Raw genomic sequence first — 15,584 nt, forward strand, 5'->3', positions numbered from 1 at the left:
GTGCCGGTCGCCTCCGGCAGCAAATTCGAAAATCACTCGCGCGGGCGCCCTGCCCTCAAGGCCTTGGGAAGGGGCGCCGATGCCCGGCCGCGAAGGCCGGGCATGACAGGTCGTGTTACTCGGCAGCTTCCGACGTCGACGCCGGTCCCACCTTGGAGTTGTGCAGGTCGACGTTGAGGCCGAGCGAGCGCATTTCCTTGACCAGCACGTTGAACGATTCCGGAATACCGGCCTCGAACGTGTCGTCGCCGCGCACGATCGCCTCGTACACCTTGGTACGGCCGGCGACGTCGTCCGACTTCACCGTCAGCATCTCCTGGAGCGTGTACGCCGCGCCGTAAGCCTCGAGCGCCCACACCTCCATTTCGCCGAAGCGCTGGCCGCCGAACTGCGCCTTGCCGCCCAGCGGCTGCTGGGTGACGAGCGAGTACGGACCGATCGAACGCGCGTGGATCTTGTCGTCGACCAGATGGTGCAGCTTGAGCATGTAGATGTAGCCCACAGTCACTTTGCGATCGAACGCATCGCCGGTGCGGCCGTCATAGACGGTCGACTGGCCCGAAGCGTCCAGACCGGCAAGCTTCAGCATCTCCTCGATGTCGGCTTCCTTGGCGCCGTCGAACACCGGCGTCGCGATCGGCACGCCGCGGCTGAGGTTGTGGCCGAGCTCGATCAGTTCGTTGTCGTTGAGCGACTTGATCGTCTCGTCCTCGCCGTAGACCTTCTTCAAGGTTTCCTTCAGCGGCTTGATGTCCTGCTTCGACAGATAGGCATCGACCGTCTGGCCGATACGCTTGCCGAGGCCGGCGCAGGCCCAGCCGAGATGGGTCTCGAGAATCTGCCCGACGTTCATGCGCGAGGGCACGCCGAGCGGATTGAGCACGATATCGGCATGCGTGCCGTCTTCGAGGAACGGCATGTCCTCGATCGGCACGATCTTCGACACCACGCCCTTGTTGCCGTGGCGGCCGGCCATCTTGTCGCCGGGCTGGATCTTGCGCTTCACCGCGACGAAGACCTTGACCATCTTCATCACGCCGGGCGGCAATTCGTCACCGCGCTGAAGCTTCTCGACCTTGTCGAGGAAGCGCTGTTCCAGCCCCTTCTTCGACTCGTCGTACTGCTTCCGCATGGCCTCGATCTCGGCCATCAGCTTGTCGTTCGGCGAGGCGAACAGCCACCACTGCGACTTCGGGTACTCCTCGAGCACCGCACGGGTGATCTTGGTGTCCTTCTTGAAGCCCTTCGGACCGGCAATGCCCTGCCGTCCCTCGAGCAGCTCGGCAAGACGGTTGTAGACGTTGCGGTCCAGGATCGCCTGCTCGTCGTCGCGGTCCTTGGCCAGACGCTCGATCTCTTCCCGTTCGATCGCCAGCGCACGCTCGTCCTTGTCGACGCCGTGACGGTTGAACACGCGCACTTCCACGATCGTACCCTGCACGCCAGGAGGAACGCGCAGCGAGGTGTCGCGAACGTCGGAGGCCTTTTCGCCGAAGATGGCGCGCAGCAGCTTCTCTTCCGGCGTCATCGGGCTCTCGCCCTTCGGCGTGATCTTGCCGACCAGGATGTCGCCCGCGCGCACTTCCGCGCCGATGTAGACGATACCGGCTTCGTCGAGGTTCTTCAGCGCTTCTTCCGACACGTTCGGAATGTCGCGGGTGATTTCCTCGGGCCCGAGCTTGGTGTCGCGGGCCATCACCTCGAACTCCTCGATGTGGATCGAGGTGAAGACGTCTTCCTTCACGATCCGCTCGGAGAGCAGGATCGAGTCTTCGAAGTTGTAGCCGTTCCACGGCATGAACGCGACGAGCACATTCCGCCCGAGAGCGAGTTCGCCGAGATCGGTCGACGGACCGTCGGCGATGATATCGCCCTTCTTGACGATGTCGCCGACCTTCACCAGCGGACGCTGGTTGATGCAGGTCGACTGGTTGGAGCGCTGGTACTTCATCAAACGGTAGATATCGACGCCCGACTTGGTCGGATCGAGATCTTCCGTTGCGCGGATGACGACGCGGGTGGCGTCGATCTGGTCGATCACGCCCGAGCGGCGCGCCGCGATCGCGGCACCCGAGTCGCGGGCAACCACGCCTTCCATGCCGGTGCCGACGAACGGCGCCTCGGCGCGAACCAGCGGCACCGCTTGGCGCTGCATGTTCGAGCCCATCAGCGCGCGGTTGGCGTCGTCGTTCTCGAGGAACGGGATCAGGGCTGCTGCGACCGAAACGAGCTGCTTCGGCGACACGTCCATGTAGTCGACCTTGTCGGGCGTCACCGGCAAGACTTCGCCGGCATGACGGCAGACCACGAGGTCTTCGGTGAAACGGCCCTTCGGGTCGAGCGGCACGTTGGCCTGCGCGACCGTGTAGCGGCCCTCTTCCATCGCCGAGAGGTACACGACCTCGTCGGTGACGCGGCCGTCCTTGACCTTGCGATACGGCGTCTCGACGAAACCGTACTTGTTCACGCGCGCGAAGGTCGCGAGCGAGTTGATCAGGCCGATGTTCGGGCCTTCCGGCGTCTCGATCGGGCAGATGCGGCCGTAATGCGTCGGATGCACGTCGCGGACTTCGAAGCCTGCGCGCTCGCGGGTCAGACCGCCCGGTCCAAGCGCCGAGAGGCGGCGCTTGTGGGTGATCTCGCTGAGCGGGTTGGTCTGGTCCATGAACTGCGAGAGCTGCGAGGAGCCGAAGAACTCGCGCACGGCGGCAGCCGCCGGCTTCGCGTTGATCAGGTCCTGCGGCATGACCGTGTCGATGTCGACCGAGGACATGCGCTCCTTGATCGCGCGCTCCATGCGCAGCAGGCCGATGCGGTACTGGTTCTCCATGAGCTCGCCGACCGAGCGCACGCGGCGGTTGCCGAGATGGTCGATGTCGTCGATCTCGCCCTTGCCGTCGCGCAAATCCACCAGCGTCTTGATGACGGAGAGGATGTCTTCCTTGCGCAGCGTGCGCTGGGTGTCGGGCGCATCGAGGTCGAGCCGCATGTTCATCTTGACGCGGCCGACCGCGGAGAGGTCGTAGCGTTCGGCGTCGAAGAACAGCGACTGGAACATGGCCTGCGCCGAATCCAGCGTCGGCGGCTCGCCCGGACGCATCACGCGGTAGATGTCGAACAGCGCGTCCTCGCGCGTCATGTTCTTGTCGGCCGAGAGCGTGTTGCGGATGTAGGGGCCGATATTGACGTGGTCGATGTCGAGGAGCGGCAGCTCCTTGTAGCCGTGCTCGCTGAGCACCTTCATCGACTTGTCGGTGATTTCCTCGCCGGCTTCGGCGTGGATCTCACCCGTCTTCGGGTTGACGAGGTCCTCGGCGATGTAATTGCCGACCAGTTCCTCATCGGCCAGGCGCAGCGCCTTCAGCCCCTTTTCCTGGAGCTGACGGGCGGCACGAACAGTGAGCTTCTTGCCGGCCTCGAGCACGACCTTGCCGGTATCGGCGTCGATCAGGTCGTTGACGGTCGAGTAGCCGCGGAAACGGTTGGCGTCGAACGGAACGCGCCAGCCTTCCTTGGTCCGCTTGTAGAGGATCTTCTTGTAGAAGGTGGACAGGATCGCCTCGCCGTCCAGCCCGAGCGCGAACATCAGCGACGTCACCGGAATCTTGCGGCGACGGTCGATACGCGCATAGACGATGTCCTTGGCGTCGAACTCGATGTCGAGCCAGGAACCGCGATACGGGATCACGCGGGCGGCAAACAGCAGCTTGCCCGACGAATGGGTCTTGCCCTTGTCGTGGTCGAAGAACACGCCGGGCGACCGGTGCATCTGCGAGACGATGACGCGCTCGGTGCCGTTGACGATGAAGGTGCCATTCATCGTCATGAGCGGGATATCGCCCATGTAGACGTCCTGCTCCTTGATGTCCTTGACCGACTTCGCGCCGGTTTCCTCGTCGATATCGAACACGATGAGGCGCAGCGTCACCTTGAGCGGAGCCGCGAAGGTCATGCCGCGCTGGCGGCACTCGTCGACGTCATATTTCGGCTGCTCGAACTCGTAGCGGACGAATTCCAGCATCGAGGTGCCCGAGAAGTCGGAAATCGGGAAGACCGAGCGGAATACCGCCTGCAGACCTTCGTCGAGACGCCCCCCCTGGGGTTCATCGACCATCAGGAACTGGTCATAGGACGCCTTCTGAACCTCGATGAGGTTCGGCATCTCTGCGACTTCCTTGATGTGTCCGAAGAACTTGCGAACGCGTTTGCGACCGGTGAATGTCTGCTGCGCCATCGTGGCCTCTCATTTTCGTCGCCCGCTCTGGGCGCGCCCTCCGGAACGCGGCTACCACCGCTCCCCGGGTTGAATTTTTCGAACCCGCTTTGGGGGCCGGAGACTCAAGTTCAGGCCGGAATGTCCTGAATCTGTTCTTCAGACCTTCAAAACGCAAAACGACGTGCGGGGCGCTGGTGCGCGCCCGCCCGTTACAACGACCGTCTTCACGGACTGAAAAAGCCCGAAATAGCTTGCTCTCCCAACGGCTTACAGGGAATCCGGTATCCCTGCCCACCGCGCTTTCGTGCTGCCGAACCGATATGGGGCGACAATAGTGGAGATTCGAGGGGTGCCCCCTCAAATCCCCACAATTTTCCGTGATCGGCCTGCGTCGGAACGTTCCGTCGCACGCCTTTTGCATCTGGCAGACCCCTCGTTGAGGAGGAATGCCAAGATCTCGGGCCCGCTGACGCTCGCCCGAGACCTCGCCCGTAAGCGGCGCTTACTTGAGCTCGACCTTCGCTCCAGCCTTCTCGAGCTGGACCTTGAGCTTCTCGGCCTCGTCCTTGTTCACGCCTTCCTTGACAGGCTTCGGCGCGCCCTCGACGAGGTCCTTTGCTTCCTTCAGGCCCAGGCCGGTGATGGCGCGGACTTCCTTGATGACCTCGATCTTCTTGTCGCCGGCGGCGGCAAGAACGACCGTGAACTCGGTCTTCTCTTCGGCCGGAGCGGCGGCAGCGCCACCACCAGCCGGGCCGGCCACGGCGACGGCGGCGGCAGCCGAAACGCCCCACTTTTCTTCGAGGAGCTTCGCCAGTTCGGCAGCTTCGAGCACGGTGAGGCTCGAGAGGTCGTCAACGATCTTCTGCAAGTCAGCCATTGTTCAGTTTCCTTAGATGTAAGTCTGGTTCGGGTTTGAGTTTTGCGAAGGGCGTCAGGCCGCTTCGCCCTTTGAGGCATGAGCCTGGATGACGCGCGCGAGCTTGCCCGCGGGCGCGTTGGCGAGCTGAGCGATCTTGGTCGCCGGAGCCACAAGAAGGCCGACGAGCTTGGCGCGCAGTTCATCAAGCGACGGCAGCGAGGCAAGAGCCTTCACACCGTCGACATTCAGGACGGTCGTTCCCATCGAACCACCAATGATGACGAACTTTTCGTTCGCCTTGGCGAATTCGACGGCGACCTTCGGCGCCGCTACCGGATCGTTCGAAGTGGCGATCACGGTCGGTCCCTTCAGCATGGGACCGATGGCAACGACGTCAGTGCCTTCAAGAGCAATTTTGGCGAGACGGTTCTTCGAGACCTTCACCGAGGCGCCAGCCTGCTTCATCTGCGTCCGCAGCTTCTGCATCTGGGCAACGGTCAGGCCGGAATATTGAGCAACGATCGCGACGCTCGTGGTCTTGAAGACCCCATTGAGCTGTTCGACCGCGTCTTTTTTTGCCGCTCGTTCCACAGCAAGCTCTTTCCGGTTGGCGGCCATCGCGAAAAGCGGGACCGCCGGGTTGCACCCATCGCCCCACCCAAAACCTGAACCTCCGGGTCAAAACCCATCGGACACGCGCCGGGCGAGACGACAATTCAAAGCCTGCCCTCCGGGAGCTCGTAAGAGCCCACGGCGTGTCGAGGTCCGAACCAAACCCATTCCGCGACCACCTCAAGGCGGAACGCGAAGTGAAATCCGGTCTTCACCCGTCTATGCAGGCCATGCGATTAAGCCGTTGGGAAATCGAGATTTCCCGCGGGCGCCTGCAGTCTTGGACAGGACAAGGTTAGCCGGCGAACCGCCTAACCCCTGCCAGCACTCCACCAACCGACGGGTTTTCCTTCCTTTTCGGGCAAATCCTCACGGACGTCCTGAAAAGGAATGATCTCCTGTACTGTCGGGTTTTCTGAATGCGTGCACGAACGCGCCAGCCGAGGCCGGTACGTCCGGAAGCGGTTCTTTAACCGCTCGCAGCCTGCTTGCCAAGAGCAAAATTCACACCAGTTCCAATCCGTTGCCCTGGGTGCTTGATCCTAGCCGACGGGGACCGATTCAGGCCGATTTGACCCCGTAAGGCAGCGGCTTGCCCTCGAAGAACGCGGCCAGGTTCGCCAGCACGCAGTTCTGCATGGCGACGTGCGATTCGAGGGTGTGGCCGCCGATATGGGGAGCGAACACGACGTTGGGGAGCGCGGTCAGGGCATCCGGCGCGTGCGGTTCCTTCTCGAACACGTCGAGGCCAGCCCCCGCAATGGTCTTGTCGGTCAGAGCTGCCACCAGCGCTTTCTCGTCGATGACAGAGCCTCGGGAGATATTGACGACGTAGCCGTCCGCGCCCAGGCGTCTGAGGATGTCCGCATTGACGACGTGCTGGGTGTCGGGCCCAGCCCGGACCGCAATCATCAGCACACTGCACCAGTCGGCCAGCGCCTCCAGCGTCGGGAAATATTGATAGGGCAGATCATACTTGGTCCGGCTGAAATAGCCGATTTCGCTCTCGAAGGCGGCGCAGCGCGCCGCGATCTTGCGGCCGATCTCGCCCATGCCATAGATGCCGATGCGGCGGCCGGGCATGCCCGCCTGCGGGCGCATCATCGGCGACTGTTTCGACGCCGCCCAGTCGCCGCTGCGGACATATTGGTCGGCGATCAGGATCCGCCGCGTCGTCGCCAGCATCAGGGTCATCGCGATATCGGCGACCGAGGCCGCATTAGCGCCCGGGCTGTGCCCGACCGCGATGTTTCGGGCTGCTGCGGCCGTCAGGTCGACACCGTCATAGCCGGTGCCGTAGCAGACGATGGCACCGAGTTTTGGGAACAGGTCCATCGCCTCCGCCCCGAGCGGTGAGCCGCCTGCGGTCAGCATCGCGCGGATGCCGCTAAGCTCCTCCGCCGGAAACACCTCGCCTGCGGGCTTGCCGCCGGTGTCGAGCAAGTCGAACCGTTCGGCGAAACGCGCCATCATCGTCTTGGGAAAGCGCGAATAGATCAGGACCTTGTCAGCCATTGTTCTTGTTTCCGGTGAGCCCGCCACAAACCCTGCCACAAACGACGAGGGGCGGAATCGGTCGCCCGATTCCGCCCCCCCGCCTCATGCAATTTCCGGACTTAGCCGAGAATCGTGTTCGGCTCGACCTTTACGCCGGGGCCCATGGTCGAGGACACCGCAACGCGCTGGATGTAGGTGCCCTTGGAACCGGCCGGCTTCGCCTTCGAGACAGCATCGGCGAGAGCCTTGATGTTCTCGACCAGCTTCTCCTCGGAGAACGAGGCCTTGCCGACGCCGGCCTGCAGAATGCCGGCCTTCTCGACGCGGAACTCGACCGAGCCGCCCTTGGCGCCCTTCACCGCACCGGTGACATCCATGGTCACGGTGCCGATCTTCGGGTTCGGCATCAGGCCACGCGGGCCGAGCACCTTACCTAACCGGCCGACCAGCGGCATCATGTCGGGGGTGGCGATGCAGCGGTCGAAATCGATCGTGCCGTTCTGCACCTTCTCGACCAGGTCTTCGGCGCCGACGACGTCGGCACCCGCAGCCTTGGCTTCGTCAGCCTTGGCGCCACGGGCGAACACGCCGACGCGGAGCGTACGGCCGGTGCCGTTCGGCAAGGTTACGACGCCACGGACCATCTGGTCGGCGTGACGCGGATCGACGCCGAGATTGATCGCGACCTCGATGGTCTCGTCGAACTTCGCTTTCGCGCGTTCCTTGACCATCTTGATGGCGTCCGCGAGCGGGTAAAGCTTTTCGCGGTCAACACCTTCTCGGGCTTTGTTCAAACGCTTTCCGATTGCCATGACCGTTTACCCCGCCACTTCCAGACCCATCGAACGGGCAGAGCCCTCGACCATCTTCATGGCCGACTCGATCGAGTCGCAATTCAGGTCCTTCATCTTCTTCTCGGCGATCTCGCGCACCTGCGCCTTGGTCACCTTGCCGGCCTTGTCACGGCCCGGCGCCTTCGAGCCGGACTGGATCTTGGCGGCCTGCTTGAGGAAGAACGACATCGGGGGCGTCTTCATCTCGAACGTGAACGAACGATCGGCGTAGATCGTGATCACGACGGGAATCGGGGTGTTCTTCTCTTCCTTCTGGGTCTGGGCGTTGAACGCCTTGCAGAACTCCATGATGTTGAGACCGCGCTGACCAAGCGCGGGACCGATCGGGGGCGAAGGATTCGCCGCTCCGGCCGGGACCTGAAGCTTCAGGTATCCGGTCACTTTCTTTGCCATGTATCACTCCTGTTGGGCCGGCCAGGCCGGCGGTTTCAGGTTCGTGGTCTGGGTCGGATGCGGCTGGCAACCGCCCTCTCCCTCCCACGGCCTCTTCGGAGACGTCGCCGCCTCCACTCTCGTCGTGCCCGGGCTTGACCCGGGCATCCATCCCGCTTCGTAAAGTGCTTTGTTACGAAGCAGATGATTGCCGGGTCAAGCCCGGCAATGACAGCACCCGGTCAGACCTTCTCGACCTGACCGAATTCCAGCTCGACCGGCGTGGCACGGCCGAAGATCGACACCGCGACCTTCACCCGCGAGCGCGCCTCGTCGATTTCCTCGACCACACCCGAGAACGAGGCGAACGGGCCATCGGCCACGCGCACGTTTTCGCCGATCTCGAACGACACTGACGCCTTCGGCCGTTCCACGCCCTCCTGCACCTGGTGCAGGATGCGCATGGCTTCAGATTCAGAAATCGGCATCGGCTTGTTTTCGGCGCCGAGGAAGCCCGTGACCTTCGGCGTGTTCTTGATCAGGTGAAACGCTTCGTCGGTCAGCTTCATCTTCACCAGCACGTAGCCCGGGAAGAACTTGCGCTCGGCGTCGATCTTGCGGCCGCGACGCACTTCCGTGACCTTCTCGGTCGGGACCAGGATCTGCTCGAAAAGATCCTCAAGCCCACGCTGCTTAGCCTGTTCGCGGATCGATTCCTGAACCTTCTTCTCGAAGTTCGAATAGGCGTGGACGATGTACCAGCGCTTGTCGGACAGTTGAGCGGTTGCTGTAGCCATCAGTGAATGCCCAAAAGGAAAGTGATGAGGACGCGGATGATCTGGTCGGCGGCGAAGAAGAAGATCGAGGCCACCGCGACCATGACGAACACCATGATGGTGGTGATCGTGGTCTCACGACGGGTCGGCCAGGTGACCTTGGCGGTCTCCGAGCGCACTTCCTGCAAGAACTTGAACGGGCTGACTGCCATCGTTTTGATGTCCAACGTCCGTCGACAGACGCGAATGAATTTCAGGGATCCGAACAGCCGCCGTTGGCCCAGCCCTCTGTCTCGAAGGATGAGCCGGAAACCGGGCTCGATTGTTCGGGGATTTCAAAGCCGCGCCGGATATCCGCATCTCAGCGGGCCGGCAGCGAGTGCGGGGTATCTACTGCGGATGGGGCCAAACGTCAAGGTCACGCCGCGCCCGCCAAGCCACCCCCGATGCCCGGACGCCCCCAACAGAGCCGATCCGAATCAACGGGTTACCCGGTCACGCCGCGCGCCCCTCACGTCCGGGCGGTCCCCGCCGCCCTCCTCGCGGGCGGCGGCCCCGGCAGACCGTCAGTCGGCCCGGTCGACCATGGAAATGCCCGGCAGCGGCACCACGAACTTTCCGCCCTCGGCGAAATAGCGGGCGTGCTTGGCCCGGATCGGGTCGACGTAGCGCCAGGCGAAGACGACGACAAAAGCCGGCTTGCGCTCGTAAAGGGCGGCAGGCGGCAGGATCGGGATGTCGTAACCCGGGCCGGCCATCACGTTCCCCTTCTTGGGGTCGTCGTCGACCAGGAAGTCGATCTTGTTCTCCAGGCCGAACTGCGGCAGCAGCGTCGTGGTGCCGACCGAGACGCCGTAGCCGGCAACAAGCTGCCCGCGCGCATGGGCGGCATCGGCCATCGCGACCAGCTCGTCGCGAATCGCGGCGATCCGCTTCACATAGGGCCCATAATAGGCCGGCTGATCGACGCCGAGCCGCTCTTCCTCGGCGACGAACCGCGCGACCTCGGCCGACGGTTTCTTGGCGCCACCGGCGCGCTGCACGGTGACGCGGATCGAGCCACCCTTGGTCCAGATGTGCTGGACGTCGATCAGCTCCATGCCGAGCCGGGCAAAGAAACGGATCAGCGGCTTGATGTTAAAATACGACAGATGCTCGTGATAGACGGTGTCGAGCAGGTTCTTCTCGGTGACGTCGACGCCATATTGCGTTTCGAAGACGAACAGCCCGTCCGGCGCGAGCACGTCGCGAACCCCGATCACCAGCGGATCGAGATTGTCGACATTGGCGATCATGTTGTTGGCGATCACGACGCTCGCCGCACCGTGGCTCTGCAGGATGCGGTGACCAATGGCATCGGTGAAGAAATCACCGATGGTCTCGATCCCCGCCTCGGTCGCGCGCTTGGCGATATCGACGGCGGGATCGACACCCAGCACCCGCATGCCGCGCTCTTTGAAGTAGCCGAGCAGCGATCCGTCGTTGCTGCCGAGCTCGACGACCAGCGAGCCCGGCGCGATGCCGAAGCGGCTGACGACGTCGTTGGCGTAGCCGGCGAAGTGCTCGCGCAGGCCGAGCGAGAGCGAGGTGGTGTAGACGTAGTTGCGGTACTGGATCTCGGGATTGCCGACATGGAGAATCTGGAGATGGCCGCAATCCCTGCACAGATGCAGCGCCATCGGCACCGCGGCGCGGAACACCGGATCATCGACGCTGGCGTCCGGGACCTGGAAGTTCGGCGTGCCGATCGGCATGCCTGCCATCGGGACGACCAGTTCCTGCTTGTCCGAATGACAGAGGCGGCAGGTGTGGCGAACGTAGAACAGATTTTTCATCGTGGAACCGAAAAATGAGATACGCGATCGGGTGAGGCAATCCCACCCCGTGAAGACCAGACCGCCAGCAACGGGCTCAAGCGGGTCATGGGTGGCTCGAGACTTCCTTGCCCAGCCCGTCGTAGCCGGGAGCTTCCTCCGCCGCCTTGGCGGCCTTGTCCGCTGAATACGATCCGCGCTCGGGACTTGCCAGCCAGATCGCGCCGCCGACGAGCCCGATGATCACGCTGATGGCACCCAGCAGCAGCGAAACCGACAGCGCTTCCTCGGAGGGGACACCCGCCAGACCGAGGCAGGCGACCATCGCCCCCTCGCGAACACCCCAGCCGCTGATCGAGATCGGGACCGCCGTCAACAGCACCACGGGCGGAATCAGGATGCCGGCGTCCACCACCGAGAGCTGTGCTCCGACACCGCGCGCCAGGGCAAAGCACGCCGCCGCGGTCACGATATGGATGAGCAGCGCCGACCCGAACAGCAAAGCGCGGCGCTCCGACTGCAGGAGAAGAAACCTGACCAGCGCTCCGAACCGGACGAAGCTTGCGATCGCCCGATGGGCAATGAGGCGCTTGGGCAGCCTGTCGAGCGTCAACAGAATCACGGTGCCGGCGACGCCGGCCAGCGTCAGCCCGCCGATGGCCAGAATCGCGGCATGATCGGACACCCGAGACAATAGGAACGGCAATCCGGCCACCATCAGCGCGATCAGCCCGATCAACGCCGTGAAACGGTCGGCCGCAACGCCCTTGACCGCCTCCGGCCACTCCACGCCGCGCTGGCGCAGCAGCCACATCCGCACCGCATCACCGCCGACCGAGGACGGCAGCACCTGATTGAACCAGAGGCTGATCATCAGGATCCGCCAGCCCGCAAGCCAGTCCAGCGACACGCCGAGCGCGCGCATAATCAGCTCCCACCGGCCGTTGAGCACGAAGGTCTGGAAGAAAATCAACGACAGCGCCAGGACGAACAGCAAAGGATCGACCGAGACGAGGTGGCTGCGCAACCGCTGAAGATCGAGGCCGCGCGCGATGTAGACCAGCACCGCGATCGACAGCAGCAGCTTTATCGAAAACAGGGCCGCCTGTTTGAACCGCGACTGCATCGGATGCCCGCCTCAGGATGCCGGATATTCCGCGCGACCGATCACGAGGTCGATCGCGGCCATCATCCAGAACTGGTGCGTGGTCTCGACAATGTTGTAGCTGCGGCTGTCGACGAAGAAGTTGACGTCGCCGAGATTGCGCAGCGGATTGTCCGCGTTCATGCCCGACAGCGTGATCACGTCGAGCTTCATCGCCCGCGCCTGCGCAACCGCGTTGAGGATGTTCTTCGAACGCCCCGACGAGCTGATCGCGACGAGGCAGTCGCCGGCACGGGCGCTCAGCCGCACCGCGTGCGCGATCCAGTCCTCGAACCCGTAGTCGTTGGCAAGGCACGACATCATGCTCGCGTCGCTGAAGCAGAGCGCAGGCACCGACGCGTTCTTCGCCAGATCGATCGCCAGATGCGAGGCGATGCCGGCCGAGCCGCCGTTACCGATAAAGATAACGCGGCCGCCCTGCTCGCGCGCCCGCAACCAGATGGCGCGGGTGGCGGAGATCGCGGCGAAAACGCCGTCGTCGATCGCCGTCGCGCGATGGAGGCGCCCCACGTAATCGTCGAGGAAAGCCTTGTGATCGGGATCGACGGACAGAGCGGGCATAGGTTGGCGGCTCGATTGCAACATGTCCGGGTGATACCGGCTATTACCAAGGATTGCAAAGGTATAATACTTGCAAAGTCAGCGAGCGGCTGGTAGTCGGCTTTCGGGTTTCACTCACCATTGGCGGGCCTGTTTCGCTGGGCATTCGCGACACGGATGTTCCTCATGAAATGCATCGTTACTGGCGGCGCCGGGTTCATCGGAAGTCACCTCGTCGATCGTCTTCTCGACGACGGCCACGAGGTCATTGCGCTCGATAATTTCGTCATCGGGCGCCCCGAAAATCTGGCCGCACGCGCTGGCTCGAGTCAGTTGAAGGTCGTGCGGGCCGACGTCACCGACCTCGAGCAGATCAAGCCGTATTTCCACGGCATCGACTGGGTCTTCCATCTCGCGGCGCTGGCCGACATCGTTCCCTCGATCGAGTCGCCGATCCCGTATCATCGTGCCAATGTCGACGGCACGGTCAACGTTCTCGAAGCGGCGCGCCACGCGGGCGCCAAGCGCTTCGTCTACGCCGCGTCGTCGTCCTGCTACGGTATTCCCGACGTCTATCCGACCCCCGAGAGCGCCGAGATCCGGCCGATGTATCCCTACGCGCTCACCAAGAATCTCGGTGAGCAGTGCGTCATGCACTGGTGCCAGGTCTACAAGCTTCCCGCGCTGGCGCTGCGCCTGTTCAACGTGTACGGGCCGCGGCATCGCACCACGGGCACCTACGGCGCCGTGTTCGGCGTCTTCATGGCGCAGAAGCTCGCCGGCAAGCCCTTCACGGTCGTCGGCGACGGCGAGCAGACGCGCGATTTTACCTTCGTCAGCGACGTCGCGGACGCCTTCGTCACCGCCGCGCGCTCCGATATCTCGCACGAGGTTTTCAACGTCGGCTCGGACAACACCTACAGCGTCAACCGGCTGGTCGAGCTTCTCGGCGGCGACAAGGTCCACATTCCCAAGCGTCCGGGCGAGCCCGATTGCACCTATGCCGACATCACCGAGATCAAGCGGGTCCTGAACTGGGCGCCGAAGGTGAAATTCGAGGACGGCGTCGCGACGATGCTGAAATCGATGGATCAGTACAAGGATGCGCCCTTGTGGACGGTCGACAAGATCGCCGACGCCACCAAGGACTGGTTCAAATATCTCGGTGACGACGACGGCTCGCCGCAGAAGGCAAGCTCTTGAACAGGCTCGCCGAATATCGTTGCTGCGAGTCGATCATTTCGGACCGGCCCTCTGAGACCTGCCGGCGCTTTAGGTAATTCACATGGGTAATGCTGCGACAGACAAGCCGACCGGTCATCCGGCACCGCACGACAAGATCAAGACGATCGAGGAACTGGGCGAGATCGCGCGCGCCGCGCAAGCCAAGGGCCTGACCGTCGCGCTCTGCCACGGCGTGTTCGATCTGGTGCATCTCGGCCACGTCCGGCACATCCTGGCGGCGCGCAACGAAGCCGATGTGGTCATCGTGACCATCACCGCCGACCGTTTCGTCAACAAGGGGCCGGGACGGCCGATCTTTCCGGAGAACATGCGCGCCGAGATGCTGGCCGCGCTCGGCACGGTCGACTGGGTCGGCATCAACCGGACCTCCAGTGCCGAGCCGGTCCTCGACGCCGTGCGCCCCGACACTTACGTGAAGGGCTCGGACTACGAGAATCCCGAGGACGACGTCACCGGCAAGATCGCCACCGAGCGCGAGGTCGTCGAACGTCATGGCGGACGAATCGTCTTCACGCGCGACGTCACGTTCAGCTCGTCATCGCTGCTGAACCGCTATTTCGACATCTACGATCCCCCGCTGCGCGACTACCTCCAGAAGGTGCGCGAAGGCGGCGGCGCCGAGCGCCTGCTGAAGCTGATCGACAAGATCCAGGACATGCACGTCGTGCTGGTCGGCGATACCATCATCGACGAATACCAGTACGTCACGGCGCTCGGGAAGGCCTCGAAGGAGAACATCGTCGCCACCCTGCTCAAGAATGGCGAACAATTTGCCGGCGGCGTCATTGCCGCGGCCAATCACGTCGCGAGCTTCTGCAAGTCGGTGGAGATCGTCACGACGCTGGGTGGCAACGACTACCCCGAAGAGTTCATTCGCGCGCATGTCCGCCCGAATGTCACGCTGACGCCGATCCGCATTCAGGGCCGTCCGACGACCCGCAAATTGCGCTACGTCGAGATGGGCTATCTGCACAAGCTGTTCGAAGTCTACACCATGGACGACACGCCGCTCGACGAGGCCGAGCGCAAGGAGATCGACCGGATCACCGCCGAGCGCGTTCGTGGCGGGGACGTGGTGATCGTCACCGATTTCGGTCACGGCATGATCGCGTCCAGCACCATCGACGCGCTGATCGCGAACTCCAAGTTCCTGGCGGTCAACGCCCAGAGCAACAGCGGCAACCACGGCTACAATCTGATCACGAAGTATCCGAAGGCCGACTACGTCTGCATCGACGCGCCGGAAGCGCGGCTGGCTGCAACCGACAAGTTCAGCGACATCGCGTCGGTGATCGAGGACCGCCTGCACCACAAGATCGATTGCGACAACATGATCATCACGCACGGCTCCTTCGGCTGCTACCCCTTCTCGTCGAAGACCGGCGTCGCGCGCGTGCCCGCTTTCACCAAGACCGTCGTCGACACGGTCGGTGCCGGCGACGCCTTCCTGACGATCACGGCACCGCTGGTGGCGGCCGGCGGCAATATCGAGGACGTCGCCTTCATCGGCAACGCGGCGGGCGCGATCAAGGTCGGCATCGTCGGTCACCGCAACTCGGTCGAAAAGGCGCCGCTGGTCAAATTCGTCACCGCGCTGTTGAAGTGACGCGAACCGGAAATCTGGAGAACGA

Annotated in this window: 13 protein-coding genes; 2 read left to right on the forward strand and 11 right to left on the reverse strand. The window is 63.3% G+C overall.

Translation table 11 applies throughout. The features are described 5' to 3' along the window. Positions 1–115: 115 nt before the first annotated feature. The 11 genes from rpoB to CIT40_RS20825 form a co-directional block, all read right to left on the reverse strand. Entirely contained in the window at positions 116–4,234 is a 4,119-nt protein-coding gene (gene rpoB / locus CIT40_RS20775; RefSeq protein ID WP_094895388.1) for a DNA-directed RNA polymerase subunit beta, read from the reverse strand. 484 nt (positions 4,235–4,718) lie between these two features. Further along, a complete protein-coding gene (rplL, locus tag CIT40_RS20780; protein WP_094895389.1) occupies positions 4,719–5,096 on the reverse strand; it encodes a 50S ribosomal protein L7/L12 in 378 nt (125 codons plus the stop codon). A gap of 54 nt (positions 5,097–5,150) precedes the next feature. Next, the gene (rplJ, locus tag CIT40_RS20785) at positions 5,151–5,669 is read right to left on the reverse strand and encodes a 50S ribosomal protein L10 (protein WP_094895735.1); all 519 of its coding nucleotides are present in this window, start codon (positions 5,667–5,669) and stop codon (positions 5,151–5,153) included. 582 nt (positions 5,670–6,251) lie between these two features. After that, a complete protein-coding gene (locus CIT40_RS20790; protein ID WP_094895390.1) occupies positions 6,252–7,205 on the reverse strand; it encodes a 2-hydroxyacid dehydrogenase in 954 nt (317 codons plus the stop codon). A 101-nt stretch (positions 7,206–7,306) separates the two neighbouring features. Beyond that, positions 7,307–7,999, reverse strand: coding sequence for a 50S ribosomal protein L1 (gene rplA / locus CIT40_RS20795; protein ID WP_094895391.1), 693 nt, complete (start codon positions 7,997–7,999; stop codon positions 7,307–7,309). A gap of 6 nt (positions 8,000–8,005) precedes the next feature. Beyond that, complete coding sequence (rplK, locus tag CIT40_RS20800; RefSeq protein ID WP_006611824.1) at positions 8,006–8,434, reverse strand: 50S ribosomal protein L11; 429 nt, start codon at positions 8,432–8,434, stop codon at positions 8,006–8,008. A gap of 221 nt (positions 8,435–8,655) precedes the next feature. Then, entirely contained in the window at positions 8,656–9,210 is a 555-nt protein-coding gene (nusG, locus tag CIT40_RS20805) for a transcription termination/antitermination protein NusG (RefSeq protein ID WP_094895392.1), read from the reverse strand. Next, positions 9,210–9,401: a preprotein translocase subunit SecE gene (gene secE / locus CIT40_RS20810; protein WP_007602984.1), complete on the reverse strand. Its 192-nt coding sequence runs from the start codon at positions 9,399–9,401 to the stop codon at positions 9,210–9,212. The genes nusG and secE overlap by 1 nt, the downstream gene beginning before the upstream one ends. A 354-nt stretch (positions 9,402–9,755) precedes the next feature. Further along, a complete protein-coding gene (locus CIT40_RS20815; RefSeq protein ID WP_094895393.1) occupies positions 9,756–11,024 on the reverse strand; it encodes a class I SAM-dependent methyltransferase in 1,269 nt (422 codons plus the stop codon). A gap of 85 nt (positions 11,025–11,109) precedes the next feature. Continuing rightward, positions 11,110–12,129: a lysylphosphatidylglycerol synthase transmembrane domain-containing protein gene (locus tag CIT40_RS20820; protein WP_094895394.1), complete on the reverse strand. Its 1,020-nt coding sequence runs from the start codon at positions 12,127–12,129 to the stop codon at positions 11,110–11,112. Between the two features lie 12 nt (positions 12,130–12,141). Further along, on the reverse strand, positions 12,142–12,729 hold the full coding sequence (locus CIT40_RS20825) for an SIS domain-containing protein (RefSeq protein WP_244611814.1): 588 nt from the start codon (positions 12,727–12,729) through the stop codon (positions 12,142–12,144). A gap of 165 nt (positions 12,730–12,894) precedes the next feature. Between CIT40_RS20825 and CIT40_RS20830 the strand changes: the two genes are divergently transcribed. Then, positions 12,895–13,911, forward strand: coding sequence for an SDR family oxidoreductase (locus CIT40_RS20830; RefSeq protein WP_094895736.1), 1,017 nt, complete (start codon positions 12,895–12,897; stop codon positions 13,909–13,911). Between the two features lie 82 nt (positions 13,912–13,993). Beyond that, on the forward strand, positions 13,994–15,559 hold the full coding sequence (locus CIT40_RS20835; protein WP_094895396.1) for a PfkB family carbohydrate kinase: 1,566 nt from the start codon (positions 13,994–13,996) through the stop codon (positions 15,557–15,559). Positions 15,560–15,584: the final 25 nt, after the last annotated feature.

Source organism: Bradyrhizobium amphicarpaeae (assembly GCF_002266435.3).
Taxonomy (GTDB): Bacteria; Pseudomonadota; Alphaproteobacteria; order Rhizobiales; family Xanthobacteraceae; genus Bradyrhizobium; species Bradyrhizobium amphicarpaeae.

Excerpts from the sequence above, each read along its gene's own strand:
- rpoB (WP_094895388.1), bottom strand. The coding sequence starts at position 4,234 with ATGGCGCAGCAGACATTCACCGGTCGCAAACGCGTTCGCAAGTTCTTC.
- rplL (WP_094895389.1), bottom strand. The coding sequence starts at position 5,096 with ATGGCTGACTTGCAGAAGATCGTTGACGACCTCTCGAGCCTCACCGTG.
- CIT40_RS20790 (WP_094895390.1), bottom strand. The coding sequence starts at position 7,205 with ATGGCTGACAAGGTCCTGATCTATTCGCGCTTTCCCAAGACGATGATG.
- rplA (WP_094895391.1), bottom strand. The coding sequence starts at position 7,999 with ATGGCAATCGGAAAGCGTTTGAACAAAGCCCGAGAAGGTGTTGACCGC.
- rplK (WP_006611824.1), bottom strand. The coding sequence starts at position 8,434 with ATGGCAAAGAAAGTGACCGGATACCTGAAGCTTCAGGTCCCGGCCGGA.
- nusG (WP_094895392.1), bottom strand. The coding sequence starts at position 9,210 with ATGGCTACAGCAACCGCTCAACTGTCCGACAAGCGCTGGTACATCGTC.
- secE (WP_007602984.1), bottom strand. The coding sequence starts at position 9,401 with ATGGCAGTCAGCCCGTTCAAGTTCTTGCAGGAAGTGCGCTCGGAGACC.
- CIT40_RS20815 (WP_094895393.1), bottom strand. The coding sequence starts at position 11,024 with ATGAAAAATCTGTTCTACGTTCGCCACACCTGCCGCCTCTGTCATTCG.
- CIT40_RS20820 (WP_094895394.1), bottom strand. The coding sequence starts at position 12,129 with ATGCAGTCGCGGTTCAAACAGGCGGCCCTGTTTTCGATAAAGCTGCTG.
- CIT40_RS20825 (WP_244611814.1), bottom strand. The coding sequence starts at position 12,729 with ATGCCCGCTCTGTCCGTCGATCCCGATCACAAGGCTTTCCTCGACGAT.
- CIT40_RS20830 (WP_094895736.1), top strand. The coding sequence starts at position 12,895 with ATGAAATGCATCGTTACTGGCGGCGCCGGGTTCATCGGAAGTCACCTC.
- CIT40_RS20835 (WP_094895396.1), top strand. The coding sequence starts at position 13,994 with ATGGGTAATGCTGCGACAGACAAGCCGACCGGTCATCCGGCACCGCAC.